Origin of the sequence: Hazenella coriacea (genome assembly GCF_004341825.1) — a bacterium.
Lineage (GTDB): Bacteria > Bacillota > Bacilli > Thermoactinomycetales > Thermoactinomycetaceae > Hazenella > Hazenella coriacea.
This window is the reverse complement of record NZ_SMAG01000001.1, coordinates 324,095-350,015: the sequence shown is the minus strand read 5'-3', so window position 1 is coordinate 350,015 and position 25,921 is coordinate 324,095. Positions and strand designations below refer to the sequence as shown.

At 39.6% G+C, this 25,921-nt stretch carries 25 protein-coding genes and 2 other annotated features; of the genes, 18 read left to right on the top strand and 7 right to left on the bottom strand.

The features are described from left to right. Positions 1 to 194 precede the first annotated feature (194 nt). The 4 genes from thrS to rplT all read left to right on the top strand — a co-directional run bounded on the left by thrS (position 195) and on the right by rplT (position 3,560). Entirely contained in the window at positions 195 to 2,105 is a 1,911-nt protein-coding gene (gene thrS / locus EDD58_RS01650; protein WP_131923100.1) for a threonine--tRNA ligase, read from the top strand. A gap of 165 nt (positions 2,106 to 2,270) precedes the next feature. Then, positions 2,271 to 2,406: a sequence feature (ribosomal protein L20 leader region), on the top strand. 47 nt (positions 2,407 to 2,453) lie between these two features. Continuing rightward, positions 2,454 to 2,948, top strand: coding sequence for a translation initiation factor IF-3 (gene infC, locus EDD58_RS01645; RefSeq protein ID WP_131923099.1), 495 nt, complete (start codon positions 2,454 to 2,456; stop codon positions 2,946 to 2,948). An 18-nt stretch (positions 2,949 to 2,966) separates the two neighbouring features. After that, positions 2,967 to 3,164 carry a 50S ribosomal protein L35 gene (gene rpmI, locus EDD58_RS01640; protein ID WP_131923098.1) on the top strand — a complete coding sequence of 66 codons (198 nt, stop codon included), beginning with the start codon at positions 2,967 to 2,969 and terminating at the stop codon, positions 3,162 to 3,164. Between the two features lie 36 nt (positions 3,165 to 3,200). Continuing rightward, positions 3,201 to 3,560: a 50S ribosomal protein L20 gene (gene rplT, locus EDD58_RS01635; RefSeq protein ID WP_131923097.1), complete on the top strand. Its 360-nt coding sequence runs from the start codon at positions 3,201 to 3,203 to the stop codon at positions 3,558 to 3,560. Positions 3,561 to 3,640: 80 nt separating this feature from the next. On the opposite strand, the gene EDD58_RS01630 is transcribed toward rplT, so the two are convergent. After that, on the bottom strand, positions 3,641 to 7,942 hold the full coding sequence (locus tag EDD58_RS01630) for a S8 family peptidase (protein ID WP_131923096.1): 4,302 nt from the start codon (positions 7,940 to 7,942) through the stop codon (positions 3,641 to 3,643). 208 nt (positions 7,943 to 8,150) lie between these two features. Next, the gene (locus tag EDD58_RS01625; protein WP_165875740.1) at positions 8,151 to 10,004 is read right to left on the bottom strand and encodes a protein kinase family protein; all 1,854 of its coding nucleotides are present in this window, start codon (positions 10,002 to 10,004) and stop codon (positions 8,151 to 8,153) included. Between the two features lie 367 nt (positions 10,005 to 10,371). Between EDD58_RS01625 and EDD58_RS14985 the strand changes: the two genes are divergently transcribed. After that, entirely contained in the window at positions 10,372 to 11,238 is an 867-nt protein-coding gene (locus EDD58_RS14985) for an LPXTG cell wall anchor domain-containing protein (protein WP_131923094.1), read from the top strand. A 179-nt stretch (positions 11,239 to 11,417) separates the two neighbouring features. Here EDD58_RS14985 and EDD58_RS01615 read toward each other — a convergent pair whose 3' ends face one another. Together EDD58_RS01615 and EDD58_RS14715 are read right to left on the bottom strand one after the other, a co-directional pair. After that, positions 11,418 to 11,834 carry a MarR family transcriptional regulator gene (locus tag EDD58_RS01615; RefSeq protein WP_131923093.1) on the bottom strand — a complete coding sequence of 139 codons (417 nt, stop codon included), beginning with the start codon at positions 11,832 to 11,834 and terminating at the stop codon, positions 11,418 to 11,420. Between the two features lie 153 nt (positions 11,835 to 11,987). After that, on the bottom strand, positions 11,988 to 12,128 hold the full coding sequence (locus tag EDD58_RS14715) for a hypothetical protein (protein ID WP_165875710.1): 141 nt from the start codon (positions 12,126 to 12,128) through the stop codon (positions 11,988 to 11,990). Positions 12,129 to 12,321: 193 nt separating this feature from the next. Here EDD58_RS14715 and EDD58_RS01610 point away from each other — a divergent pair, with 193 nt between their 5' ends. Then, positions 12,322 to 13,989: a sigma-70 family RNA polymerase sigma factor gene (locus EDD58_RS01610; protein ID WP_131923092.1), complete on the top strand. Its 1,668-nt coding sequence runs from the start codon at positions 12,322 to 12,324 to the stop codon at positions 13,987 to 13,989. Positions 13,990 to 14,094: 105 nt separating this feature from the next. Here the strand turns inward: EDD58_RS01610 and EDD58_RS01605 are convergent, their stop codons facing one another. Together EDD58_RS01605 and EDD58_RS01600 are read right to left on the bottom strand one after the other, a co-directional pair. Beyond that, on the bottom strand, positions 14,095 to 14,367 hold the full coding sequence (locus EDD58_RS01605; protein WP_131923091.1) for a hypothetical protein: 273 nt from the start codon (positions 14,365 to 14,367) through the stop codon (positions 14,095 to 14,097). 232 nt (positions 14,368 to 14,599) lie between these two features. Next, the gene (locus tag EDD58_RS01600) at positions 14,600 to 15,631 is read right to left on the bottom strand and encodes an aldo/keto reductase (protein ID WP_131923090.1); all 1,032 of its coding nucleotides are present in this window, start codon (positions 15,629 to 15,631) and stop codon (positions 14,600 to 14,602) included. Between the two features lie 311 nt (positions 15,632 to 15,942). Between EDD58_RS01600 and EDD58_RS01595 the strand changes: the two genes are divergently transcribed. The 4 genes from EDD58_RS01595 to EDD58_RS14710 all read left to right on the top strand — a co-directional run bounded on the left by EDD58_RS01595 (position 15,943) and on the right by EDD58_RS14710 (position 17,961). Continuing rightward, positions 15,943 to 16,299: a hypothetical protein gene (locus EDD58_RS01595; protein WP_131923089.1), complete on the top strand. Its 357-nt coding sequence runs from the start codon at positions 15,943 to 15,945 to the stop codon at positions 16,297 to 16,299. 256 nt (positions 16,300 to 16,555) lie between these two features. Beyond that, positions 16,556 to 17,266 (top strand): DsbA family protein, encoded by a 711-nt coding sequence (locus tag EDD58_RS01590; RefSeq protein WP_131923088.1) that lies wholly within the window; start codon positions 16,556 to 16,558, stop codon positions 17,264 to 17,266. Further along, positions 17,263 to 17,709, top strand: coding sequence for a disulfide oxidoreductase (locus EDD58_RS01585; RefSeq protein WP_131923087.1), 447 nt, complete (start codon positions 17,263 to 17,265; stop codon positions 17,707 to 17,709). The genes EDD58_RS01590 and EDD58_RS01585 overlap by 4 nt, the downstream gene beginning before the upstream one ends. Before the next feature lie 96 nt (positions 17,710 to 17,805). Then, positions 17,806 to 17,961 carry a hypothetical protein gene (locus EDD58_RS14710; RefSeq protein ID WP_165875739.1) on the top strand — a complete coding sequence of 52 codons (156 nt, stop codon included), beginning with the start codon at positions 17,806 to 17,808 and terminating at the stop codon, positions 17,959 to 17,961. Between the two features lie 139 nt (positions 17,962 to 18,100). Here EDD58_RS14710 and sspI read toward each other — a convergent pair whose 3' ends face one another. Beyond that, entirely contained in the window at positions 18,101 to 18,316 is a 216-nt protein-coding gene (gene sspI / locus EDD58_RS01580) for a small acid-soluble spore protein SspI (protein ID WP_131923086.1), read from the bottom strand. A 130-nt stretch (positions 18,317 to 18,446) separates the two neighbouring features. On the opposite strand from sspI, the gene EDD58_RS01575 reads away from it, so the two are divergent. The 8 genes from EDD58_RS01575 (at position 18,447) to EDD58_RS01540 (ending at position 25,879) form a co-directional block, all read left to right on the top strand. Beyond that, on the top strand, positions 18,447 to 19,112 hold the full coding sequence (locus EDD58_RS01575; protein WP_131923085.1) for a potassium channel family protein: 666 nt from the start codon (positions 18,447 to 18,449) through the stop codon (positions 19,110 to 19,112). Continuing rightward, on the top strand, positions 19,105 to 19,914 hold the full coding sequence (locus tag EDD58_RS01570) for a TrmH family RNA methyltransferase (RefSeq protein WP_165875738.1): 810 nt from the start codon (positions 19,105 to 19,107) through the stop codon (positions 19,912 to 19,914). The genes EDD58_RS01575 and EDD58_RS01570 overlap by 8 nt, the downstream gene beginning before the upstream one ends. A gap of 51 nt (positions 19,915 to 19,965) precedes the next feature. After that, positions 19,966 to 20,200, top strand: a binding site (T-box leader). Positions 20,201 to 20,258: 58 nt separating this feature from the next. Then, positions 20,259 to 21,260 carry a phenylalanine--tRNA ligase subunit alpha gene (gene pheS, locus EDD58_RS01565; RefSeq protein ID WP_131923083.1) on the top strand — a complete coding sequence of 334 codons (1,002 nt, stop codon included), beginning with the start codon at positions 20,259 to 20,261 and terminating at the stop codon, positions 21,258 to 21,260. Between the two features lie 16 nt (positions 21,261 to 21,276). Continuing rightward, positions 21,277 to 23,703, top strand: coding sequence for a phenylalanine--tRNA ligase subunit beta (pheT, locus tag EDD58_RS01560; protein WP_131923082.1), 2,427 nt, complete (start codon positions 21,277 to 21,279; stop codon positions 23,701 to 23,703). Between the two features lie 44 nt (positions 23,704 to 23,747). After that, on the top strand, positions 23,748 to 23,996 hold the full coding sequence (gene zapA / locus EDD58_RS01555) for a cell division protein ZapA (RefSeq protein ID WP_131923081.1): 249 nt from the start codon (positions 23,748 to 23,750) through the stop codon (positions 23,994 to 23,996). 9 nt (positions 23,997 to 24,005) lie between these two features. After that, complete coding sequence (locus EDD58_RS01550; RefSeq protein WP_131923080.1) at positions 24,006 to 24,545, top strand: CvpA family protein; 540 nt, start codon at positions 24,006 to 24,008, stop codon at positions 24,543 to 24,545. Positions 24,546 to 24,678: 133 nt separating this feature from the next. Next, on the top strand, positions 24,679 to 25,539 hold the full coding sequence (locus EDD58_RS01545) for a C1 family peptidase (protein ID WP_131923079.1): 861 nt from the start codon (positions 24,679 to 24,681) through the stop codon (positions 25,537 to 25,539). A gap of 13 nt (positions 25,540 to 25,552) precedes the next feature. Further along, entirely contained in the window at positions 25,553 to 25,879 is a 327-nt protein-coding gene (locus tag EDD58_RS01540) for a protease inhibitor I42 family protein (protein ID WP_131923078.1), read from the top strand. Positions 25,880 to 25,921: the final 42 nt, after the last annotated feature.

Here is a 25,921-nt window from a genome sequence, read left to right as displayed (position 1 = left end):
GTGCCAGAGAACCCCTTTCAATAGGCTAGTAACGGCTACCGGCTGCACACCGATACATGTGCTTGAGGATCTTTGTGGATGAATCTGACTCATGATCAATCAACAAAGGTTAAATAAGGGTGGAACCACGACACAAACACTCGTCCCTTTCGGATGGAGTGTTTTTTTATTGTCTAAAAAAGGAGAGAGTTTGAATGAGTGTAGCTGTCAAGTTACCAGACGGGTCAGTAAGAGAGTTTGATCAAGCTGTTGTTTCTGTCAATGATGTTGCTGCATCAATTAGTAAAGGTTTGGCTAAAAAAGCGGTTGCAGGCCAGATTAACGGTCAAGTTGTTGATATGTCAGCAGAGGTTCCTGATCAAGCAGAAGTTAAAATTATTACACTTGAAGATGAGCAAGGATTGGAAGTTTACCGTCATAGTACGGCTCACTTAATGGCACAAGCGATTAAGCGGTTGTACCCAGATGTAAAATTGGGGATTGGACCTGTGATTGAAGATGGTTTCTACTATGATATTGACTTACCTGTACGACTTACTCCTGAAGATCTTCCTAAGATTGAAGAAGAGATGAAAAAAATTGTAAAAGAAGATCATTCCATCACTCGAAAAGTAGTGAGTCGTGAAGAGGCGATTGCTATTTATGAAGAGGTCGGTGATTCCCTCAAGCTGGAATTAATTCGTGACCTACCTGAAGATGCTGTGATTACGATTTATGAACAAGGCGAGTTTTTCGATCTTTGTCGTGGACCCCATCTTCCATCAACAGGAAAAATTAAGGCTTTTCAACTGTTAAGTATAGCCGGCGCATATTGGCGTGGTAACTCTGATAATCAGATGTTGCAACGAATCTATGGAACTGCTTGGCCTAAGAAATCACAGTTGGATGAGTATCTTCACTTTTTAGAAGAAGCAAAAAAACGGGATCATCGTAAAATTGGTCGTGAATTAGAATTATTCATGTTTTCCGAAGAAGCACCAGGGATGCCGTTCTATCTCCCCAATGGGATGACCATTCGTAATGAATTAGAGCAATTTTCCCGTGATTTACAATTGAAAGCAGGTTATCAAGAGGTTCGAACCCCTTTAATGATGAATCAGCGTTTATGGGAACAGTCTGGGCATTGGGATCATTATCGTGATAACATGTATTTTACCGAAGTAGATGACACCAATTTTGCGATTAAACCGATGAACTGTCCAGGACACATGTTAATCTTTAAAAATGATATCCGTTCCTATCGGGATTTACCATTACGATATGCCGAGTTTGGGCAAGTTCATCGCCATGAGTTATCAGGTGCATTAAATGGAATGTTACGTGTTCGTACCTTTACACAAGACGATGCTCACATCTTTGTTCGTCCAGATCAGATTGAAGATGAGATTACGAAAGCGATTCAATTAGTGGATCAAATCTATTCTGTATTTGGATTCCCTTATACCATTGAACTTTCTACCCGCCCAGAAGATTCTATGGGATCAGATGAATTATGGGAGCAAGCGGAGAAAGCTCTACAAAATGTACTTGAACGTTCAGGTGTTTCTTATCGGATCAATGAAGGTGATGGCGCTTTTTATGGTCCGAAAATCGACTTTCACATTCAAGATGCATTGAAAAGAAGTCACCAATGTGCAACCATTCAGTTAGACTTCCAGATGCCAGAGAAGTTTGATCTATCCTATATTGGTGAAGACAATGAAAAACACCGTCCAGTCGTTATTCACCGGGCAATTTTTGGTTCTGTGGATCGTTTTATTGGGATCTTAGTCGAGCATTATGCAGGAAACTTCCCACTTTGGCTAGCTCCAGTTCAGGCAAAAGTGATCCCTATTTCGCGCTCATTTAATGAATATGCCAAACAAATGGTAGATCAGTTAAGACAAGCGGGGATTCGGGTAGAGTTGGATGCTCGTGATGAAAAAGTAGGTTACAAAATTCGTGAAGCAGAAGTGCAAAAAGTTCCTTATATGCTTGTGATTGGAGAAAAAGAAATAGAAGCCCAAGTGGTTAATGTTCGGAAAAAAGGATCGAAGAGTCAAGAAACTCTATCCTTGAATGATTTGATCTCTATGATGAAGAAAGAAATAGAAACCAAAGCGTAATGTTTCTTGGTAAAGTCCAATCCAAATGGATATTTCCTAACGAACCGTTTCCACATGGTGACAGTTGACATTGTATGTTCGATCCGATACATTTAACAAGGTACAGAACACGAACTAACAGCATCCCTTGACAGGATCTGTATCTATATGGTATTTTGTTAATATCATTGAAAGCAGGAGCGCCCGCTTCTCACCTGATTGACGCAATGGGTTGTTGTCAGGTTACCATGACCGGATCAAGCATATCTATTTGCTTAGGTTACGAAGTGTGGGCGCAATGCGCTCACACTTTATTTTTTTAACATTTTCTGGAGGTGGCAGGTTATCAGCAAGGATCAACAACAACATCTGGTCAACGAAGCAATTCGTGTCCGAGAGGTTCGTCTAATTGGTAAAGATGGGGATCAGCTTGGAATTGTTCCAACACGTGATGCTCTGAGAATGGCTCAAGAGGCTAATCTGGATCTCGTAAATGTAGCTCCGCAAGCGAAACCACCTGTTTGTCGTATTATGGACTACGGTAAATATCGCTATGAGCAAAGTAAGCGAGAGAAAGAATCTCGTAAGAATCAAAAGGTTATTCAAGTTAAAGAAGTACGTCTCAGTCCATCCATCGAAGAAAATGACATCAAGACCAAGTTGAAAAATGTGCAAAAGTTCTTAGACAAAGGCGATAAAGTTAAGTTATCGATTCGCTTCCGCGGTCGGGAAATTACTCACCAAGATCTAGGACGTAAGATTCTAAATCGCATGGCTGAAGAAGTCAAAGAGATTTCGGACATTGAACGCCAACCTCGATTAGAAGGTCGCCAGATGATCATGATTTTATCACCGAAACAGTAGTTGTAAGGAGGAACTATCATGCCAAAAATGAAAACAAAAAGGGCTGCCGCTAAGCGTTTCAAAAAGACAGGTACAGGTAAAGTGAAACGTCAACATGCATTTACCAACCATATCTTAGAAAAGAAATCAGCCAAACGTAAACGTAATCTTCGCAAAGGGGCCATTATGGCAAAAGGCGATCAAACTCGTATTAAACAGCTCATCACTTATCTATAAGATATCGAACCGTTTTAAGCTCAGGAGGGATTTTCAGTGGCAAGAGTAAAAGGCAGTACCGTCACTCGCGCACGTCGCAAAAAGGTACTTAAATTAGCAAAAGGTTACTTTGGTTCTAAACATCGACTATTCCGTACTGCAAAACAACAAGTAATGAAATCCTTGATGTACTCCTACCGTGATCGTCGTCAACGTAAACGTGATTTCCGTAGACTTTGGATCACTCGGATCAATGCAGCAGCTCGGATCAACGGTCTTTCTTACAATAAATTTATGCATGGCTTAAAAGTAGCTGGTGTCGATATTAACCGTAAAATGCTTGCAGAACTTGCTGTTTCTGATGAAAAAGCATTTGCAGACCTAGCTAATTTGGCAAAAAAACAACTAGTAAAATAAGCTTTGTTTGAATAAAGTATCCATAAAAGCCGACTTTCTTTATTAAAGAAAGTCGGCTTTTTGTAGTTTGATAAAAGTTCTTATCTCAGATTGATATTTAGTTTACCTATTGCAGTCTGTTGCGCTTGATTTCCAAAGCTATCTTTTAAGGTTACTTCAACAACGGCTCCCTCAACCTCCTTTAAGTTTGAGGGAACCGTCCAATAACCCACATAATGTCCGCTTCCAACCTCTACGAGAGGGAATTCAGTCACAGAATTAGGCGATTTGACTGGATTAACCAGAGGCATACGCACTTTAAAACTACCTTGAACCTTCTCATCACTGTCAAGCTCAATCTTTAAAGTTTGTCCAGTTTTAAGAGAAAGGTCTTGGTTAGGTTTTAGATTTTGGATCTGGGGAGGTGCGAATTTTGTATATACTGTTTCCTTTTTTACAGTACGATTACCTGCTTGATCCAAAGCGACAACAGTTAAAATATTTTTGCCTTCATTCAGTAAGGTTCGTCCTGAATAAGTTCCATCTGGATGAATGGTTGCAGATTGCCCATTTACCTTGACCGACTTTAAATGTTCGTCGGAAACTGTTCCTATAACTGAAACAGCTTCTCGATTCGTTTTCAAACCTCCGACGGGTTGTTCAATGGTCAGTTGAGGCTTAGTTTGATCCAGTGTAACCACTACTTGCTGGGAAGGAGCAGTAGTCCCTCCTTTGGATGAAGAGGTTGCTGTTAAGAGGTTTTTACCTTTCTTTAGTGAAATTGAACCTTCAAACATACCATCCTTGTTAGCTTTTATTTCTGCAATTTTTTCGCCATCATTTTGAATTTGTATAGGAGCTGAAGGTGAAGCTTTTCCTTTTAGGGTGATCGTAGATTGGTTAGTAAAAGATTTGTTTTTGGGCGAAAGAATTTCTGGTACATCCAATTCGTAGTTAACAACAGCACGAATCATGAAATTACCTAATGCATAGGGGCTTTGATACCAATCACCATCCCTATATTCCCATGTGCGCCCAGTAGGTAGACTACTTAGATCTGTGCTCAATCCAGGTACATAGGGGAAATCATTCTTTTGAATATAGGTCAAGTAAAAATCTCCTTCAACTACAATTCCCTTGTCAGATAAATCAACATAGGTCCAATCACCATTACGTAAAGCTTTTCCATCAAAAGGTCCAGCTATTTTCTTACCTGGTGAACCATTGGGACCACTTGCATCAAACACAGCTACTTGGAAAGAGTCACCTCCAGGTAGAGGCCAATCATCAGTCGAAAAATGAAATAATCCTCCTTGAACCATCGCTTTTTTCTGTCCATTTTTAAGGCTCATATGAACGCCCCAACCATCCCCATAGCTTTGAAAGGCTTGAGCATCTTCAGCTGATCCATCATCATAACTAATTTCTTCTGGATAACCGAGAAACGGTTTTAAAGAGAAATTCTGTGTAGTGTGACCATTGCCAGAAATAGTGACAGAGGCTGTTTGTGGGAAAAAGTTGGCTGAGATCACTTGGAGGGTATATTCACCTTCATAAGCGGTAAGAGTAAAGTTCCCATTTGCATCTGTTTTCACTGGTTGGATTGCAGCATCTTCGATCAAAGTGAGTGTTGCATCGGCAATAGGTTGTCCATTGGTTTGATCAGTCACTCGTCCAGAAATCGTTCCTGTGGGGATGGGTTGCATGACAAAGTTAGCGGAAGTGACTCCATTTTTAGTGATTGAAACGGTTTGTTGTGCAGATTGATAGCCATAGGTCTCTGCTAATAAGGTATAGTTGCCAACAGCGTGTTTGAATGAATAACTACCATCCATGGGATTGGTTTTAACTGAACGTCCTGTTTCCAATACTGAAACCTGTGCATCCAAAGGTAGAAGAGAAGGTTGGATCGATGTAGAGATAGCTTTGGATGGGGCTTGCAAATGAATGATTTTACTGGGTCGTAGCTTAGATGGATCAATCCTTTTTCTTTTCCCATTTTTGTCAATTGCTTGTGTTGGTGATGAAGTTTGAATCCTTTTCTTGATTGCTGAGAGTGGAGTAGCATCGATGGAAACATCATCCAAATACCAACCGTTCAGGCTCATGTGTGAATCTGAAGTCAAATGGAAACCAATATAAATCGTTTGTCCTCGATAGTCAGAAAGGTTAATCTCTTCATCTAACCAATCGACTGAATTTCCATTATATGTGGCTACTTGAGTCCAATTTTGCTTATCTGTGGAAATAACAACATGTCCGAAATCAAAGTACTCTTCTAGTTGAAAATAATTCTTGTAATGAAGGTAGGTGTTGCCTGAAAGTGGCACATGTATGGGGGGTAAAAGTAGTGTTGAGTTTTCTGATAAGTTATAAGGACCATGTAAGTTTGTTGCAAATACTTTTTCTCCAGAGTAAGCAGTTGGTCCTACAGTTGGTTTTCCCCATTCCCAGGTGCTTGAGATTCCAAAGGAAGTCCAACCAGATGGATAGTTCTCAAAATCTTGCTTATAACCGACCGTTTCTCCTGTTTTGACAGGTAGTTGATAAGGATCAGATTGAACTGAATTTCCCCCAAAGTCAGTGATTCGCCAACGATATGAAAGTTTCGGAAGCTTAATCTCATTCGCTGGGATGATCGCTTGATAATTGGCTTCTCGATGGTCTCCATTCATTCTTTTAGCAGAAATGGTTTTCCATTCTTTAGAGTTGGCTGGTAGATAGGATAGTTCTACTTTGATTACACTAATGTTGTCCTTCACATGAATGTTAAGAGGTAGTTCATGGTTTTGATAAGCGACGGAAGGTGAAGGATGTTCATACGTAGGGGGTTCAAGATCTTCCCCCTCCATGGAAACAACCCCTTTGACTTGTCCAATTCCATTTTGTAAAGCAGCAATTGCTTTAGAAGCGTCAAGGAGTCCATGACCATAGCCATTGTTAGGAGAATTAGGATATTTAGAATCCGTTAGAGGCTGTGCTGTAGCAAGTAAAATCTCCTCAATTTGATCTACAGTAAGGGAAGGATCTACTTGTTTCATTAGAGCTACTGTCGCAGAAACGTGTGGTCCTGCCATGGAGGTTCCGTCCCATCCATCTTCGTATTCACTTCCAGGAATGGCAGAGCGAATATTGACCCCAGGTGCAGAAATTTCTGGCTTGATGGCATCATCGTAAGGTGAGGAACCACGAGAAGAGAAGGAAGCTAACTTATCATCGGAGTCTGTTGCTCCTGTAGCGAACGACTCAGGATAATTGGCTGGAGTAGCTATCGTTTTGGGATCAGGACCGTCATTACCTGCCGAAAACTCAGGGAAAATTTCTGCGGATCGCCAATTTTGTACCATAGGACGATAAAATTCATCTAAGCCAGGACCGCCACCCCAAGAATTATTCACAACATCAGGAGCTTTTTCAGGATGGGGGTTTCCATTGGCATCTGTAGGAGAAAGAATCCATTCACCTGCTTTTAATAGGTCAAAGTCAGTTCCGCCTGCTTCGGAAAAGGCTTTAACTGCAATCCATTTTGCTCCAGGAGCTACTCCAATTTGATTAGAGCCATCAGGTTCGGAGCCGACCATGGTTCCCATCGTATGTGTTCCATGTTGAAGATCATCATAGGGGGTTGCTTGTCCATTCACAGCATCAAACCAGTTAAAGATATGGTCAGGTTGATCAGGTTGTGCCGAATTGTATCCCCGATATTTTTCTTTTAGTGATGGATGGTCCCACTGTACCCCTGTATCAATATTCGCTACAACGGTTCCGGTTCCATCAATTCCTTGTTCCCAAAGGGCTGGGACACCTACACGCTCAATGTTCCATTCAATGGTAGAAGGAGAGGTGTTGTTGGTCGATGTTTTTTTATTTTTCTTGACCGGAGTATGCAGTTTTCTAATTTCATTAGGTACAATTTTTTCAACTTCGGAGAACTTCGATAATTTTTCCATTGTTTCTTTGGAGCCTGTAACAGCGATCGCATTGACAATATAGAAGGAGTGGTAACTTTTTACTTTTTCAGCTTTTTTCTCTCGTTCGAGAAAATCTTTGATAGGGGCTTGTGTTTGCTCAGAGGTTGTTCTTAAGGATGAGACAACAGAGGATCGTTTAGCTATTTTGGTTTGATAGGGACTTTTGTGTTGCTTTTTGGCTTTTTTAAGTGCATCAGTAGCTACCTTTTCTGTATTTGCCTGTGTCTTAAACTTGACTAAAAAAGTGGTCTGTTTTTGTTGACTAAACTGTTTATACAGCTTTTGATCAATTTTATTTTCCTTAGAAACAGCACTTTTGCTAATTTTAGATGGTGTTTCTGCAAGAGCAACTGGTGCGTGAAAGCTACTAAGTAGCAGGAGAGAACAGAGTAGCCAACTAAGCAAATGGGAGAAACTTTTTGACTTTACCAATAGAAATGCCCCTTCCCTTTCTGAAATGAGTGTATTATCGTAAAACTCACACCACTTATTATATATGATTAGCAACTATCATTCACCATTTTATTTGTAATTTAGGTTATTTTTTCATAATTAAATTTGAACTTTTTAGGAGGTTCCCATGGGAATTAAAAAAGCACTTCCACGATCGTGGAAGTGCTTTGATTTAACCACAATGATATTAGGGTTTTACTTGCTGGAGTGCTTGTTGGTAGAGCGCAGAATTAGGTTCAAGTTGTACGGCTTTCGTGAAAGATTGAGTCGCATCTGCCTTTTTGTTGGTTGTCAGCTGAACAATACCTTTTTGATAGTGATAGAGGGCATTTTCAGGGTTTAATTGAACTGCTAGGTTAATGGCGGTTAAGGCAGAGTCATATTCTTTACAATAGTAATGGGCTACAGATCGATAATATTGAACATCAGGATCTTTAGGTGAATCATTGGCCGCTTCTTTAAATGCATCTAAAGCCTTTTGTGCCCATTGGTTCATTTGTTGTAACTTCACGTTGGCAACTAAGGAGGGGGATTTTTGAACTTCCTCCCTTTTTTCCAAATAAATAATCCCAAGAGTTAAATCGTACTTCCCTTGAGTGGGATTTTGCTGAATAGCTACCATTTCATCTTTAATGGCTTCGTCTAATTTACTATTACGGAAACTAGCAATTGCCCGTTCATGGTAGTAGTTAGGGACATCTTTTCGTAGTTCAATGGCTTTGGTTAGTGATTGGATTGCTTTATCATACTCACGCATCTGATTTTCGATCCGTCCACGAAGGTAAAAATAACCAGAAAGCTTTCCGTCACTAAGTGTGATTGCTTTTTGAATTGCGTCTTTTGCAATATCGTAATCTTTGTTAAAAAAAGCTTGTGATGATAATTCATAAAACATTGAAGGACTTTCAGGGAATTTTTCAGTTCCCTTTTTCAATGTTTCGATACTTTTATCGTTACGTTGTGTAGCTTTGTAAAGATTGGCTAAATGTAAATAATACTCTTCTTTTGGATCTGTTTGTATTGCTTTATCTGCTTTTTCAATCGCTTGGTTCAATTGTTTATCTTTTACTGCTTGCTTGGATTCTTGGTATAAAGTAGCTGCTTGTTTAGCTTGAGTAGTGTTGGCATTGACTTTGTCACCGCCAGAGAAAAAGTAAGTAACTACAAAAGCTACTGTGACTAGTAATGCAATACATCCCCCAACAGTAATGGCAAGACGCTGTTTGGTGAAGGGTTTTTTAGTTTTAACAGGCTTGGGTGAAATGGGTTGACTTTCCACCTTTTTATGCTGATCGACCTTTGTGGGTGGAGTTTCCGCAACAAGTTGTAGAGGTGTATTTGGATTAGCTTGCCGAACCCACTTCAATAGATCTTGTAGCACAGGTCGTCTGCTAGGATCTGGTGACAATGAGCGCATTAATAAATTCTCGAGTTCTAAAGGAACATCTTTTCTAAAGTTCCGTATACTTTCTACAGTTTCATCTTGCTTTACCCATTTTCCAGTAAGCATGGTATAAACGGTGGAAGCCAGTTGGTGAAGAGATTCAGATTCGTTAAGTTCTGTGGATGAGAATAATTCTACAGGTCCCCCTAAAAAAAAGCGGACTTGATGTTTGCTTCCCAAACACATATTTTCTGGATGAATAATTGTCCAATGCTTATTTTCTTTCAGTAGATACAAGTGTTCACACGTATTTCTGAGTAGCTGTAGCACTTCGCCTAATGGTAAAGGACCTGCCTTTTGTAAATAGAAAGCAAATAAGGTTCCTTCCATCTTTTCAAATACTTGATAGACTACGCCATCTTCGATGAATATTTGTTCGATAGGGAAAAATACTTGTGAATTTCGTTGAAGTAAAGATGTTATATCAGATCCTGGAGGAAAAGAACTAACATCTAAAGCAAGAATAAACCTTGTTGTACTCGAAGATGTTTCATCAGTAGAAGACTGTTCAACATAATAAAGCAATCCCTGAATGAAGGGAAAACGATTGAGTACCACATACTGTTGGATTTTTTGTCCTTTCTCTTTCATATGCATGTGTCTCATCCTTCTATTGTGTTAATCAAACAAATATGTTGCATGATTGGTTCGTCATTGATATAAAAAATTATCATGCCAGATTTTTTCAGTCCCCGATAAACGTTTCCTTTGATTTTTGGGGGATACAGAAACTTTATACAATTTTACATTTCATTTTATTCTATCATGAACTGAAAAAAATAGGGATTGTTTTCGATTAATTTCCCAATTAGACTCAAATTAGACAGATAGGAAGATGTTAAAAATTTAGTAAAATTGCATGTTCCCTTCTTGAGTGGTAAGTTTTTCTATGCTAAAATTTAATAGTTGCTGGGATATTCATTCAAAGCACGCTTTAATGAAGATTTAAAAAAGGGGGATTTTAATGAAACGGTCTACCCAAGTGGCTTTAAGAGTAAGTTCTCTCTGCCTCGGACTGTCCCTTGTGGCTGTTCCTACGGTAGGATTTGCTAATGAACCCGCTGCAGAAGCTGTCATTAACGATGTAGTAACTGTAGAGCAAGTAGCTGCTGCAGCAAAAGCATCAGTTGTAGAACAAGTACCAGTAGTCGCAAAGGCACCAGTAGTGCAGCAAGCACCAGTAGTTGCAAAGGCACCAGTGGTTGAGAAAGCGGCTCCTGTAAGTGAAGAAAAAGCCCCATTGGCTAAGTCGATCAACATGAGCTCGAAAGGTAAGCCTAAGGATCCAGTTGACCCAGATCCACCAACCGATCCAGGTCCAGTTGATCCAGGTCCAGTTGATCCAGGTCCAGTTGATCCAGGTCCAGTTGATCCAGGTCCAGTTGATCCGGGTCCAGTTGATCCAGGTCCAGTTGATCCGGGTCCAGTTGATCCGGGTCCAGTTGATCCAGGTCCAGTTGATCCAGGTCCAGTTGATCCAGGTCCAGTTGATCCAGGTCCAACGAACCCACCAGGAAAACCTGGAACTAAACCAGGAAAACCTGGGGATAAACCAAGCAAGCCGGGCAAACCTGGAACTAAACCTACTCCTCAACCACCAGGTGGGAAACCAGTTCCTACACCTCCTGTTTACGCACCTGATAATCCAACAGGAGATAAGCATGTCATTAACTTAGCCGCTGCTACAGGAACAGGGCAAACAGATACTGAAGAAGGCGGGGAACTTCCGAAAACGGCTACTTCATATCCAAATCAACTATTTAGTGGTCTTGGAGTCATGTTGTTAGGAGCATTATTGTTTGTCTTTGGTAGAAAGAAAAAAGTATCTTAAATTATTTATATTAAGATAGGTTTTTTCTATAAATAAACACCTCAGCTTTTTGATTAAGCTGAGGTGTTTTCTTGTTTCATTGGAGATTTACGATTTACCGTTTTGAGTAGGGAGTCTCGCCAGCTTAGGGCTTACTCTATATGAATTGAAAGCAATCTCTCATTATATTAACTGTGTTATTAAGCTAGCTTTTTAAGTAGATTAAGTAATTTTTCAATTTCTTCAGTAGTTAACCCCTCAAATTTCTCATGAAAGTATTTCAGCTTTTTTTGAGAGAGATCTTCAACTAGTTTTTTTCCTTCCTCGGTAATATGAAGCTCCACTACCCGTTTATCCAATTGAGAACGCTTCCTACAAGCAAGATTCTTCCGTTCTAACTGGTCAGCTACATGAGTAATATGGCTGACTGAAACTTCAAATTCCTGTGATAGTGCTGTTACAATCTGTGGACTTTTCTTTTGTAATTGTTTTAAAACACCGAATTCTGCACCTGTTAAATTATCTCCTAAAATAAAAGCTAAATCTTTTCTCATCTGTCGGATGGTATTTCGAAAAGTTTGTTCTAGATCAAGGATGAGTTCTACGCGGTCAGACATGGTCAGCTCCTTAGTTCTTCTACACTATACTTAATGGTTGATTATACCCCTGTCAGATTGGTTATGCAATACAAAGTTTTATCAGTAAGTCGTTTTTAATGTGAGGCAAAAAATAAAAGCCATCCTATTTGTGATGGCTAAAAAATGGGTATTTTAGGTTGAAGGACGATTGGGGCCTTCTAATTTTTTATTCCCAAATCCTACAGTATGTTCAACTTCCCGATTTTGAACTGATTTCTTTTGAGACTCTCGTTCTTTTCTTTTTTGTGCCAAACTTTGGTTTGGGTTGTTCATAAGTATTATGTTCTCCATAACTTTAAAATTAGTATTAATAACTAAAAATAGTATGTCTGGTTGCTTACAAGAGTATTCGACTAAGGAATCGTCTGTATAAAATATTAAATTTCCTATGGTGTGAACCTTTTTACTTTATCAATCATCTAATACGTGATTCAATCAAAAATGCTTTTTGAAGAGGAGGGGAACTGTGAATATAGTTATGGATACACGATTAGCTCTACAAGGAGATCAAGAAGCATTTATTCGCTTGATTAATCAATTTGAGCTAAGCCTATACAGAGTTGCAAAAGCTTTTCTTAAAAAAGATGAAGATTGTTCAGACGCTATTCAAGAAACCATTGTAGCTGCCTATCAGCAACTACATACCTTAAAAAAACCAGAATACATCAAAACTTGGATGATTCGAATCTGTATCAACCAATGTCAAATGATCTTGCGAAAGCAAAATCGGATTGTTACAACGGACGTAGTTGAAAACTCAATCCCATCTGATTCTAAATTTGAATCCATCGAGATTAAAGAAGCGGTGGGTCAGCTGGAGGAAACATTAAAAGTCGTTGTTGTTTTACATTATTTTGAGGATTTGACAATTAGAGAAATCGCTGAATTGTTACAAACCCCTGAGGGGACAATCAAATCTCGTTTGCATCGAGCTCGATCCGTTTTCGTTGTATGTGGATTAATCTTTGGTACTGCTTATGTATTCCCATCATGGATGCAAGCATTGCAACAAATACCTGTTGTGGGGAATATCTTTAAGTCATTGGGAGGTAAGGGAGAAAAACAGGCTGCGGAGGAGAATCTGGTTAGTGAGATCAACCAATCAGTCACTAATCAGGGGATTACACTTACCATCTCTGAAGTGCTGTTCGATGGAACACGGTTTTCAATCGGTTATATTGTAGAATTGAACCATGATCAAAAGATCAGTAAAGAAGCTACTCCATTGATAGACAATCCTGGAGAGTTCATTATATCAATTAATGGAAAAGAGATTAATTCTTCTAAATCAATGAGCAGAGAAGAAGATTTGGGCACAAAGAAAGAGTTTGGAATGATTCAATTAAATCAAGTAAATGATCTTCCAGATCAATTCGAAGCTGAAGTTCATGTACACACAATTGGAAAAATCAAAGGGGATTGGAAGTTTCGCTTTCCGGTTAGAAAGATTCCACCCAAAGTATTTGAGCCGAATCTAAGTGTAAAAGATGGGAATGTAACAATCCGTGCAGATAAAATAATTTTAGCTGCGGGCTCTACTCAAGTCAATTTAAGGGTAGAGGGGCCACTAAATAGTGTGAGAAGGAAATTTTACATTTTTGATGACCAAGGGAATAAATTGAAATCAGTAAATCAGACGAGTGATGGGAAGGCCATTGACAATGATAGATTTTCTGAAATTTATTATTTCCATTTCGATCCATTGAAGCGAAAACCCCATTACTTATTAGTTAAAGATGTGAAAAAGCATGATGAATATATTGAGCGGGTGATCGTAAACCTAAATAATCCACCTACACCTAGTCAACCGATTATACTCTCACAAGGGATTCTAGGGGAGACAAAAATAACTCAAATCGAACGATTGACAGATCGAACAGAAATCCATTACCAATCCACAGGTGCTTCCAAGGAATCACATTATATTATTGCTACATGGAAAAAACAGCTCAATGAGGAAAAAGATTATATTAAACCTTTAAAAGAGCCTCGTCTTGTGAAAGAACACCCAAACTCTTATATTTTGACACTTCTGCCTTTAAAAAAGGATACATCCATTTACTTAAATGCTCAAGCTCAAAAAGACCCAGTTTACAATGAAGATCTAACCTTAAAGATTCCATTGAAGGAGTAATTGGATAAATATCAAAAAAGCAGGTTCCGTTATGTGTGATTATGAACATCGGAACCTGCTTCTTCAGATTATTGCGATCTTTGCCGATAGGTGGCAAGGGCTCTCTTAAAGAAAAAAGATGATCAACCCAGCTCCGATTAGGATGGTTCCCAAGTGAATAAGCTGTTCTTGAATCCTTTTCTTTTTAGATTCTTTTTGAGATGTGGGTAAGTGCCTAATAGATATACGACCCAATCCCTCAACGAGCATGATGAGAATGTAACCTAACAAAACAAACGAGGCACCAATCATTTTCATGGGCGAATCTGTCGTATTGGAAGTATATGCAGAGCATCCAGCTAAAAAAGGGAAGAGGGACAGAAAGATGAAACGAGCCATTAGTGTCAATGAACTCACCACTCCCTCTGTATTAAAAGTATGGGTAACATGGGGAAATTAATAATATTCAAAATCTATTTCATATGTGTAACAAGTTCTATATCATTAGTTTAACTGATTTTGCTAGCAGATATGTTTGTTTTTTGCAATTATTTTATTTTATGATAATATTGTTAGTTGGAGAATAAAAGTAGCCTCCTTGAAGGTTCAAGGAGGCTATGTATATAAGCGATTAGGCGTTTGCTACTGGAGTTGGTTTAATTTTGCTGTTGGAGAAAGGTTGTTTTAAGGCTTCTTTTTGTCCAGATTCCCAAAGTTCCTCAACTTTTTTCATCTCATCAGCAGTTAACGGAGTTTTCTCTGGAGCAGCCGCAAATTCTTGTAAGTTCTCTTCACTTGTGATGTTTGGCAAGACTGATTTGATCGCTGGGCTTGCTAAGGAGAAGAGGATGGCGGCTTGGCCAATGGTGCGATCTGTATCTTTATACAGGAATCCCCATTCGCGAACAGCTTCCAAGCCTGCTTGCATCCATTTAACAGGACGGTGGTTACGATGATCTGTTTTATCAAAGTGCTTGTCAGGATCATAGGAGCCATCAAGGAGACCTGAAGCATGAGGAACACGTGCGACTAAGGCTCGTCCTTGTTTTTCGGCTGCTTGGATCAATTCCCGAGCAGGATCTTGTTCAATCAAGTTGTTAATAATTTGAGCCATATGTGTTTTTTCAATCGCTGCAAGTCCTTCATCTTTCCAACCCACATCAGGACCCAAGGCAACTCCATAAGAGCGGATTTTACCTTCTTCTTTGAGTCGTTCGAGAGTTTCTAAGACTTCATCACTAGTGATTGCTTCCATTCGAGCATTATGCATTTGAAAGAGATCGATGTAATCTGTTTTCAAACGTTGTAAACTTTCTTCACAAGATTTACGAATGGATGCAGCGTCCCAACGTTGTGGCAGTTCGCTATGACCACCGTGACGATCTGCTCGTTTAGCATAAATATCGTAGCCAAACTTAGTGGCAATGACAATTTTATCACGAAGATCTCCAAGTGCGTCAGCTAAGATGGTTTCACCTTTTCCTTGACCATACACATCAGCAGTATCAAAGAAATTCATCCCGTGATCTTCATACGCACTACGAAGTAGTTTTTTTGCTAGTTCGTCATCTTTGACTCCCCACCATGGAGTAGCCACAGACCAAACTCCAAATCCCACCTCTGAAATAGGTAAGTCAATCCCAGGCATAGAACGATATTTCATGGGAGGTCCTCCTTGTCCTGATCAATATTATTTGAAAACATAGAGAGAGTTACATGGTTTTTTATAACCATGTAAATGTTCTCTTAAAAGGCTAATCCTTTTAACATCGGATTTATTGTACCACTTTTCTATTCCATATATCTGTTAAGCGTTTACAAATTTGTGTAGTCAAAGTTTGTTCATAAGTCTAATCTGATATGCTACATGAAACATTGTAATTAAGTGAAGGTTATGATATATTCCCATTGTTAATCAACTATTCATTTAGTAAATATATCCAATTACATCAAAGGACAAGGGGGAGACTACGGGTGCAACAGCAAGAGATGACAGCAACTCAGAGGGATCATGGAAAATCTGCCTTTGTACTTGAAGAGCAAATCTGGAGTATGGTATCAATCGTGCTTGCAACGGTTGGTTTTATTATGTGGATTGTAGATGTATTTAGCTCAACACCAGGCACAGGAGTCGAAGGGCGGATGCATCTCTGGATTTGGACATTGATTGTGAGTCCCATTGGAATTTATCTAGGAAGGCGTGCGTGGAAACAGACGAAACACTCACTCGCTCGTGTTGCAACGATCGCTAATATTGTACACATGTTATTTATTCCTATTTTAGCCTATATTGGAATCATCGGTATTATGTTAAGAAGTATTTTCTCCTAACAGTACGTGGAATAAAAGCCTTGATCAAGGTAGTCACCTTGATTAAGGCTTTTTATGTTCTCCAGATTATACATCATATCCTTAAGTCATATCAAACAGGATAGTGAGATTCGTTGCTTAACGGTGGATGATCTGGAATGAATAGGGTTGAGAATTAAATTTTGAATTAATAATCACAGTTGTATAAGAACTGCCTTAGATGTTCTAGAAAAGGAGCCACATTTTGTTGTAACATGAGTAAAAAGGAGTGAAAAACATGGCGAAAAAGAAGAAGTCTTCGATTGATGTTGGTTCGTTAACGATTGGTACGATTTTGTTACTCATCGTTGGTTTTGGGATCTTTACCCTAGTTTCATCCTTGATGACTGATGAGGGTAATGATCCTGCTAAGGAAAAGCAAGCTGAAGTTGTTCCAAAAATTAGTGAGAGTGATTACGAGGGACAACCTACGCTGGGAGATGCTAATGCTCCAGTTAAGATTATGGAATTTGGAGACTACAGATGCCCATCATGTAAATTATTTAATGACGAGGTATATCCTCAGTTGAAAAAAGAGTATATTGACACGGGTAAAGTTCAATTTACTTTTGTGAACTTTCAATTTATGAATGATTCTTTCCAAGCAGGAGAAGCAGGGGAAGCTATTTTTAAGCAAAACCCTGAGGCGTTTTGGAAGTATCATCATCTGATGTATGCGAATCAAGAGAATCACCCAGCAGGTTCGTGGACTCATGAGTTCATTATTGACTTTGTTAAAAAAGAAATCCCAGAAGTAAATGTCGAGCAGTTGAGTAAGGATCTTAAAGATGGAACATATAAAGCTGTAGTCGAAAAAGATAATCAATTGGCACGGAAGGTTCCTGTGGAATCTGTACCAGCTGCTTACGTTAACGGAAGATTTGTGAATAATTCTATGGATTATGAGCAATTGAAAAAAGTCATTGAAGAAGAGTTAGCGAAAAAATGAGTACACAAACATCCGCTAAGTCCGAGTTATTAGAAAGGTATGGTCTCTACTTTTCATGGTTAATTGCCCTGTTTGCAACAGGGGGGAGTCTATACTTTAGTGAGATTATGGGTTTCGGACCCTGTACATTATGCTGGGTGCAGCGTATTTTTATGTATCCATTGGTGGTGATCTTAGGGATCGCCAGTTATCGTAATGATCGTCAAATCATTACATATGTATTACCTCTGACGTTGATTGGAGGTTGCATTGCACTGTTTCAATACCTACAGCAGAAAATTCCAGCTTTAGCTTCTGCAGTTCCTTGTAAAGTAGGAGTGCCTTGTAATTTTGAATATATTAATTGGTTTGGTTTTGTTACCATTCCGTTTTTATCTCTCACTGCTTTTACTCTGATAACGATTATTTTATGGCTTTCACGTGCTTCAAACCCAAATAAATAATCATTTTAGGCGAATACTCTCCGTTTTTTGTCCAACCACTCTCTTTTCAATTACATACATTGATTGTGAATGTATATTAGAAAGGAGAGTGCAGCCGTGAGCAAAGTAACCAAAGCGAGTGGTTATGGTGCTTTGGGTTTAGGTTTTGGAGGTTGTTGGTGGATCATCATCGGTATTCTTGTGATTCTGTTCCTCTTGTGTATCTGTTTCTTTGGCTTTGGGGGCTTCAGATTCGGAGGTTATTACTGGTAAGGGTTGATTTTAAACAGAGTGAGCTTAAGAAAACGAGACCTGCAATCCTACAAGGAATGCAGGCTTTCTTTTATCCTCTTTATTGTGATTCAAGTAAAAACTAGTTAGAATAGGGGAAGAGTATCAGGGATGAACACCTTTATTGAGTCGTAGATAAACGCTCTTGTAAAGTTTCAATCATTTGAGCCTGTTCTTGAGTAGAACTGTTTTGCCAGATCACTTCAAAGATGACTCCTAATCCAGGAAGTAGTTTTTCGTCTCCTTGTTGGATCGAGTCTTGGACTAATTGTTGTAATTCCTGATCATTCATTTGATGGATGTTGTGAATCACAGCACCACGGATATTAAAATTCATTGAAGAAACCTCCTTTTAGGTTTAGCTTGTACGGAAATTAGATCTTTATCCTTGAATATGGCGATAGAAGTGTGGATGAAATTTTTTAGGAAACCGAACATGAATTTAGATAATAAACGGAGGCACTAACATGAGCAAGACATTTGCCATCATAGGATTAGGGCGTTTTGGCTCAAGTGTAGCCCAAACCCTAGACACAATGGGATATGAAGTGCTTGCGATCGACCAAGATTCACAGCGTGTTCAGGACTTGTCCCAGTCTATTCCGCATGTGGTTGAGGCTGATTCTACAGACGAAAAAGCATTGAAAGCTTTAGGAATTCGAAATTTTGATGTGATCGTAGTTGGAATCGGAAATGATATTCAGTCAAGTATATTAACCACCTTGATCTTAAAAGAGATGGGAGTAAATAAAATTGTAGTGAAAGCTCAAAATGAATTACATGGGAAAGTATTATATAAAATTGGAGCAGATCGGGTTGTTTTTCCTGAACGTGATATGGGGGTTCGGGTGGTACATAATCTCATTTCCCCCAATATCTTAGACTATGTAGAGCTTTCCAATGACTACAGTATTGTTGAAATCATTGCACGAGACTTTTTTAATGAAAAAACATTACAAGAGCTAGATATTCGTGCTCGCTTTGGCTGTAACGTGATTGCGATTAAAAATGGGGATATATTTAACATTGCTCCAGCCGCTACAGATATCATCTATGAAGGTGATATGCTAGTCGTGATCGGGCATAATGATGATTTAAAGAAACTACAAGAAAAGGCATATGGAGATGGCTAATATTATTTCAATTCAATCGTCGAATAATGAGAAATTGAAACAATGGAAAAAATTACGTACTAAAAAAGGAAGACTGCAAACTCAATCGTTATTGATTGAAGGAGAACATCTATTGTTGGAGGCTACTTCGGCAGGTTTATCGTTCTCAGCGATTTTGTTGGATCAACAAAAAAGAGAGGGAGTACTCGCTTTTCTACAACGTTTCTCCATAGATGTACCCATCTATGAATTAGCTTCTGAGTTATTTAAGGGAATAGTAGAAACGGAAACTCCTCAAGGTGTAGCTGCTGTTGTTAGCATGCCACAATGGTCTTGGGAGAATCTTGTCGTATCAAATCAAGCAGAAGCTACATATATTGTTGTAGATGCTGTTCAAGATCCTGGTAATCTTGGAACGATGTTGCGAACAGCGGAAGCGGCAGGGATGTCTGGCTTTGTGTTGGGGGCAGGAACCGTAGATCCGTTCAATTCAAAAGTAGTGCGAGCTGCGATGGGATCTGTGTTTCGATTGCCTATTCTCCAATTAGATCTCAAAGTAGGTTTAAGTCGTTTGAAAGAGCATGGTGTAACGATTGTGGGAACTTCTCCTCATGCAGGAACCCCTCATTTTGCCTATTCGTTTCCACAACAGTCAGCGATTGTGCTTGGAAATGAAGGTCGGGGTGTGGATCCAAGTTTTCAGCCATGGATTGATGATGAGGTGATGATTCCGATGCCAGGTCATACAGAATCACTGAATGTGTCGATTACACATGCTATACTAGTATATGAGCGTGTCAGACAAAGCTATCCGCACTTGTAACGGTTGCAAGTTAGCTGTTCCTTGGCTATAATAAAGAATAATTTTTATATTGTATCAGCTATGAAAGAGAAGAGTAAGCAGTACGCCCTTTCAGGGAGAAGGTGTCATGACTGGAAGCGCCTTTAGGGAAACGACTGTCGAAGTTCGCTCTGGAGCTGTCCCTTGAAATCATTTATATAGTAGAGGGAACCGGTTTCGACCGTTATTTCGATGAAAGTGGAAAAGCATTGCTAGTTATAGATATGTTTTTCAAGAAGGGTGGTACCGCGAATCTCTCGTCCCTTTTCGGGCTTGAGATTTTTTTGTGTTTTTTAATACATACAAATAGAAAGGAGCGGCTTTGAATGAGAGAACGATTACAGTCATTAAAAGAGGAAGCTCTTACTGCGATTGACCAGGTATCTAGTCTAGATCATCTGCGTGAGCTTAAAGTGAAGTATCTAGGAAAAAAAGGGGAATTAACAGCTGTATTGAGAGGAATGGGCAAATTAACACCTGAAGAACGTCCATGGATCGGAAGTCTTGCCAATGAGGTTCGCACCGAATTAGAAGAAACTATTTCTCAGAAACAGACAAATCTTGAAGATCAAGCGATTGAAGAACAACTAAAATCAGAAAAAATCGATGTCACCTTGCCTGGAATCCCTATGGAGGTGGGGTCTGTTCATCCTCTTCAACTCGTCATTGAAGAGCTGGAGGACTTTTTTATCGGTATGGGATTTCAAGTGGCTGAAGGCCCTGAAGTGGAGAATGATTATTACAATTTTGAAGCACTCAACTTACCCAAAGATCATCCCGCTCGTGATATGCAGGATTCGTTTTATATCACTCCTGAGTTACTATTGCGGACACATACTTCAACCACACAGATTCATACCCTTGAAGCTAAAGAAGGAGAAGTTCCTGTTAGAATTATTAGTCCTGGAAAAGTGTACCGCCGTGATGATGATGATGCTACCCACTCCCATCAATTTACACAAATTGAGGGACTGGTCGTTGACCGTGGTGTGTCAATGAGTGAATTAAATGGGGTCTTACTGGCTCTGATTGAGAAACTTTTCGGTGAAGAGACAAAAGTGCGCTTACGACCCAGTTATTTCCCATTTACAGAGCCGAGTGTTGAAGTGGATATTTATCACCCTGTTAAGGGCTGGATTGAAATCTTAGGTGCCGGCATGGTTCATCCACGTGTTTTGGAGAGAACAGGGTACAACCCTGAGCGTTACACAGGCTTTGCATTTGGAATTGGTGTGGAACGAATCGCTATCCTAAAATACAACATTGACGATATCCGTCATTTTTATAATAACGACTTGCGTTTCTTACGCCAGTTTAAATCTGAGTGAGAGGAGTGTTTGAAGGATGCGTGTATCTTATGAGTGGTTAACCCAATATGTTGATTTGAAAGATATTTCTCCAGAAGAGATTGCTGCAAAGATGAACCAAACAGGAATTGAAGTTGAAGTAATCGATTCTCGAGATTCAGGAGTCTCTCAAGTAGTTGTAGGAGAAGTACTATCAACTCAGCAACATCCTGAAGCGGATCGTTTAAAAGTTTGTCTTGTTCATGTAGGTAAAGGGCAACAATTGCAGATCGTGTGCGGTGCTCCCAATGTGGCTAAAGGCCAACGGGTTCCAGTGGCTTTAGTAGGAGCAAAATTGCCCGGAGGAATGAAAATTAAAAAAGCCAAGCTCAGAGGGATTGAATCCAGCGGAATGATCTGCTCAGCTAAAGAGTTGGGACTTCCCGAAAAAATGATAATGAAAGAGCAATCAGAAGGGATTTTGGTTCTAGGTAATGATGCTCAAATCGGCGAAGATATTAAAGATTACTTAGGATTGAATGACCATGTGATTGAATTAGAGCTAACACCTAACCGTTCTGACTGTCTTGGAATGATCGGTGTTGCTTATGAAATAGCAGCGATTTTTGATCGGGAACTTCGTTTACCTGATGTATATATTCAAGATGTTGAAGAGGGCGAAGGATCAGAGATAAGTATTCGACTGGAATCTGAAGAGGATTGTCCCCTCTACGCGGCTCAAGTTGTACACCATTTACAATTGGGCACGTCCCCCCAATGGATGCAAAACCGCTTAATTGCTGCGGGAATTCGACCGATCAATAATATTGTCGATGTGACCAACTATGTCATGATGGAAACAGGACAACCTCTGCATGCGTTTGACTATGAGAAAATCTCATCGGGGCAAATTGTGGTTCGTCGTGCCTGTGCGAAAGAACAAGTTGTTACTCTTGATGGATTGACTCGCACCTGTGATGACGAAATGTTGCTGATCACAGATGGTACACAACCTCTAGCGATCGCGGGAGTGATGGGGGGAGAATCTTCAGAGGTTACAGAGCAAACGACCTCAGTTCTTATTGAATCCGCTTTATTTGACCCTGCTTTAGTTCGTAAAACATCACGGAAGTTAGGACTTCGATCAGAAGCGAGTAGTCGGTTTGAGAAAGGAGCAGATCCCGAACGGGTTCTCCCTGCTTTGGCTCGTGCTGTTCAATTATTGCAACAGACTGCTGAAGGTACTGTAGGCTCTAGCATTGAGTGTGAGGGTTTGGATGAAGTAGAGGACATGTGGGTGAAATTACGACATGATCGTCTGTCTCAAGTATTAGGAATCCAATTGGAGCAATCTGAAGTATTAGATGTTTTCCAACGTCTTCGTTTTGAAGTGGAGTTGGATCAAGATACTTATAAGGTACAAGTTCCCACCCGTCGTCCAGACATAACGCTTGAAGTGGATTTAATCGAGGAAGTAGCTCGTTTATATGGTTATGATAAAATACCAGTTACTTTACCTTGGGGACAGCAATTACCCGGAGGGTTGACCCAACATCAAAAACTACGTCGGGTGATCCGTAAGACACTCGGAGATTTGGGGCTTAACGAAGTTATTACGTATAGTTTGACATCCCCACATCTCGATGAAGAGATTGAGTCTTTAAATCCAGAAGTCATCCCTGTTTCACTGGCATTACCTATGAGCAATGAACATTCTGTGTTACGAACCACTTTGTTGCCTCATATGATAAAAGTGGCTGAATATAATCAGAATCACGGCCAGGAACGGGTTGCGATTTTTGAATTAGGAAAAACATTTTTAACAGATGAGACCATATTAACGAAGCAACCTGAAGAGCGTTGGGAATTAGCAGGTCTATTAACGGGTGCACAAGAGACCACCATTTGGAAAAAACCTGAGCAGGAAGCATCTCACTTTTATGAGGCGAAAGGAATTCTTGAAGCCTTATTTGCAAGGCTAGGGCTGGATCAAGTTCAGTATCGTGAAGCATTCCCAGTTGGTTATCATCCAGGTCGCACTGCAGAAATGATAGTCAAAGAAAAAGTGATCGGGGTCTTTGGACAGCTTCATCCGAAACTATGTAAAAAATATGATTTAGAAGACACAGTGACGTTTCAGATTGACTTAGCAGAGCTATTCGCAGCCATGAATGACGAATTATTATACCAACCAATTCCACGTTTCCCGGCTGTAACGAGAGATTTAGCTATGATTGTAGATAAAGAGATTCCAGTCGGTGAGATTGAAGAAGGGATTAGAGAAGCAGCTGGAGAACTATTAAAGTCTATAACTCTTTTTGATGTCTTTGTTGGCGAACAGATCGGTGAAGGTAAGAAAAGTGTAGCCTATTCTCTAATCTATCGGGCTATGGATCGAACTCTTACCGATGAAGAAATACAGGGAATACACCAAGGTGTGGTGGATCATCTAGAAAGTCAATTTAAGGCGAAATTGAGACAGTAGTCTCCACCCACATAGGATTTTTACATGGGAGGTAGGCGCTAGGTATGTATAAAGATGCTCTAACCGTCGAGATTTATGGACAGCAATATCATATTTCTGGCGCAAGCCATGGAAATATTCGACAGGTAGCAAGCCATGTCGATGAAATGATGAGAAAGATTGCTGATAAAAACTCTAAATTAGACATAAAAAGCTTAGCTGTCCTGTCAGCTGTTAATATTGCAAATGAATATTTGGAACTGAAGCAAGTTTATGATGAGATGATGCATTTAATCGAAGATGATCAACCATGAGGAGATGAAATGAATCTACTAGATATAGTGTTTATACTCTTGTTGGCAGGTTCCATTTTTCGAGGTGTTCAACGGGGATTGGTCATGCAAGCAGCTTCTCTGTTTGGATTATTGATCGGGATCTGGGTTGCTTTTCAATTTACCAATGATCTAGCCGTCGTGTTTAGCGAATGGTGGTCTTTACCAGATTCTACAAAAGAAGGATGGTTGGCACTTCTTCCAGTTGAAAAAGCAGTTTACTCCATCGTTGCGTTCTTAGTGTTGTTATTTGGAACGAAATTTGCGATTACCATTGTCTCTAATCTGCTCAATCAAGTAGCGTCCTTACCTGTACTCTCTTTGCTCAATCGAACTGGAGGAGCTTTACTCGCTGTTATTTCGTTTGTATTGTTTTCTGTGGTAATTATTAATGTATTGCATATCATGCCATGGGAAACTGGGCAACAAGCGGTTCGGGATTCAAGTATCGCACAAGGATTATTAGCGATCACACCTAATCTCAAAGAGACATTTATGTCTGTTTTCACCAAGGTGTATGAAGGAAAATAGATCCAACATATGAAAGAAGCCATCCGATTACAGGGTGGCTTTTGACTTTGAGACCTTAAGTTCTTGAATAAAATATAGCCAAATAAGCAAACTCATATTGTGATAAATCTCACCATATGGAGGATGCAAACGAATGGCTAAAGTTAAAGGATTAGGTTTTATACCATCACCTGAAGATAAACGGGATCTGATCATGTCTGCTTTTTTACCGACATTCACGATTCCTCGACAAAAAGATTATACAGATCAAATGAGCCCAGTTAGAGATCAAGGTACAGAAGGAACTTGTGTAGGATTTGCTACAGTTGTGGGTGTGAAAGAATATCAAGCAGAAAAGGATTTTCACAGCTTTATTCCACTTTCTCCAAGATTCTTGTATCAGAAATGCAAGGAAATTGACGGAAATCCTGATCAAGAAGGTACTTATCCTCGAATCGCCATGCAAGTGCTGAAAAAAACGGGCGTATGCTTGGAGGAATATTGGCCTTATATGGCCAAGCAACCAGGTCAGCCTAAACCAGGGGCTGAAGAAAATGCCAATCGATACCGAATCAAGGCTTTTGCTAAGTTAGATTCTGTTGAAACGATGAAAAGAAGTTTAGTTGCGAATGGACCATTTTTAGCTGGGGTTCCTGTTTATCAAAATTGGATGACACAGGAAGTACACGCAACGGGAAAAATACCACTTCCAGGAAATGATAACCAGATCGGAGGACATGCGATCTGTATCGTTGGTTACAATGATGATACCCAATTGTTTAAGTTTAAAAATTCTTGGGGTGATAGTTGGGGTGATCATGGTTATGGATATTTGCCTTATGAGTACTTAGAATTAAAGCTTTCAGAGGCTTGGAGTGCCACTGATTTGATTGACAACCCTGATGCTTTGGTAAATGTAAAGAAAGAAATTCTTCAAAAATTAGGGGAAGACTTTGGAGGAGCCGAACGAGGAGAAGATTTTCAAACTAAGCAACAAACTATCACCTATCACTAAGGTTGATTTCACTATGCTTATCTTGAACCAAACAGATCATGGGAAAACCATTCAATTAAAATTACAAGACCGAATTCAGTTGAAGTTAACGGAAAACCCATCCACAGGCTATACGTGGTTAGAAGAAATAACACCCCGTATAGATATTGTAAAGTTAGAACATGAGGAGATCGTGCCTAATCATTCTACAAGTGGAGGACAAAGTACCCATCAGTGGATCTTTCAAGCAGTTAAACCAGGTCGGAAAATGTTAAGGTTTGTCTATCAACGACCCTGGGTTAAGAGCGTTACTGGACAAGAAAATGTATTTGAAATAAGTATAGTAATTACTAATAGATGAAAAGACAGGTTGGAAGATACAGTACACTAAATCACATGATTG

Bases quoted from the DNA above. Each gene is read 5' to 3' on its own strand.
- EDD58_RS14715 (WP_165875710.1), bottom strand. From the start codon at position 12,128: ATGAACAACCCAAACCAAAGTTTGGCACAAAAAAGAAAAGAACGAGAG.
- pheT (WP_131923082.1), top strand. From the start codon at position 21,277: ATGCGTGTATCTTATGAGTGGTTAACCCAATATGTTGATTTGAAAGAT.
- EDD58_RS01540 (WP_131923078.1), top strand. From the start codon at position 25,553: ATGCTTATCTTGAACCAAACAGATCATGGGAAAACCATTCAATTAAAA.
- EDD58_RS01625 (WP_165875740.1), bottom strand. From the start codon at position 10,004: ATGCATATGAAAGAGAAAGGACAAAAAATCCAACAGTATGTGGTACTC.
- pheS (WP_131923083.1), top strand. From the start codon at position 20,259: ATGAGAGAACGATTACAGTCATTAAAAGAGGAAGCTCTTACTGCGATT.
- EDD58_RS01585 (WP_131923087.1), top strand. From the start codon at position 17,263: ATGAGTACACAAACATCCGCTAAGTCCGAGTTATTAGAAAGGTATGGT.
- EDD58_RS01575 (WP_131923085.1), top strand. From the start codon at position 18,447: ATGAGCAAGACATTTGCCATCATAGGATTAGGGCGTTTTGGCTCAAGT.
- zapA (WP_131923081.1), top strand. From the start codon at position 23,748: ATGTATAAAGATGCTCTAACCGTCGAGATTTATGGACAGCAATATCAT.
- thrS (WP_131923100.1), top strand. From the start codon at position 195: ATGAGTGTAGCTGTCAAGTTACCAGACGGGTCAGTAAGAGAGTTTGAT.
- EDD58_RS01570 (WP_165875738.1), top strand. From the start codon at position 19,105: ATGGCTAATATTATTTCAATTCAATCGTCGAATAATGAGAAATTGAAA.
- EDD58_RS14985 (WP_131923094.1), top strand. From the start codon at position 10,372: ATGAAACGGTCTACCCAAGTGGCTTTAAGAGTAAGTTCTCTCTGCCTC.
- EDD58_RS01615 (WP_131923093.1), bottom strand. From the start codon at position 11,834: ATGTCTGACCGCGTAGAACTCATCCTTGATCTAGAACAAACTTTTCGA.
- EDD58_RS01600 (WP_131923090.1), bottom strand. From the start codon at position 15,631: ATGAAATATCGTTCTATGCCTGGGATTGACTTACCTATTTCAGAGGTG.
- EDD58_RS01605 (WP_131923091.1), bottom strand. From the start codon at position 14,367: ATGGCTCGTTTCATCTTTCTGTCCCTCTTCCCTTTTTTAGCTGGATGC.
- rpmI (WP_131923098.1), top strand. From the start codon at position 2,967: ATGCCAAAAATGAAAACAAAAAGGGCTGCCGCTAAGCGTTTCAAAAAG.
- EDD58_RS01545 (WP_131923079.1), top strand. From the start codon at position 24,679: ATGGCTAAAGTTAAAGGATTAGGTTTTATACCATCACCTGAAGATAAA.
- sspI (WP_131923086.1), bottom strand. From the start codon at position 18,316: ATGAATTTTAATATCCGTGGTGCTGTGATTCACAACATCCATCAAATG.
- EDD58_RS01550 (WP_131923080.1), top strand. From the start codon at position 24,006: ATGAATCTACTAGATATAGTGTTTATACTCTTGTTGGCAGGTTCCATT.
- EDD58_RS01590 (WP_131923088.1), top strand. From the start codon at position 16,556: ATGGCGAAAAAGAAGAAGTCTTCGATTGATGTTGGTTCGTTAACGATT.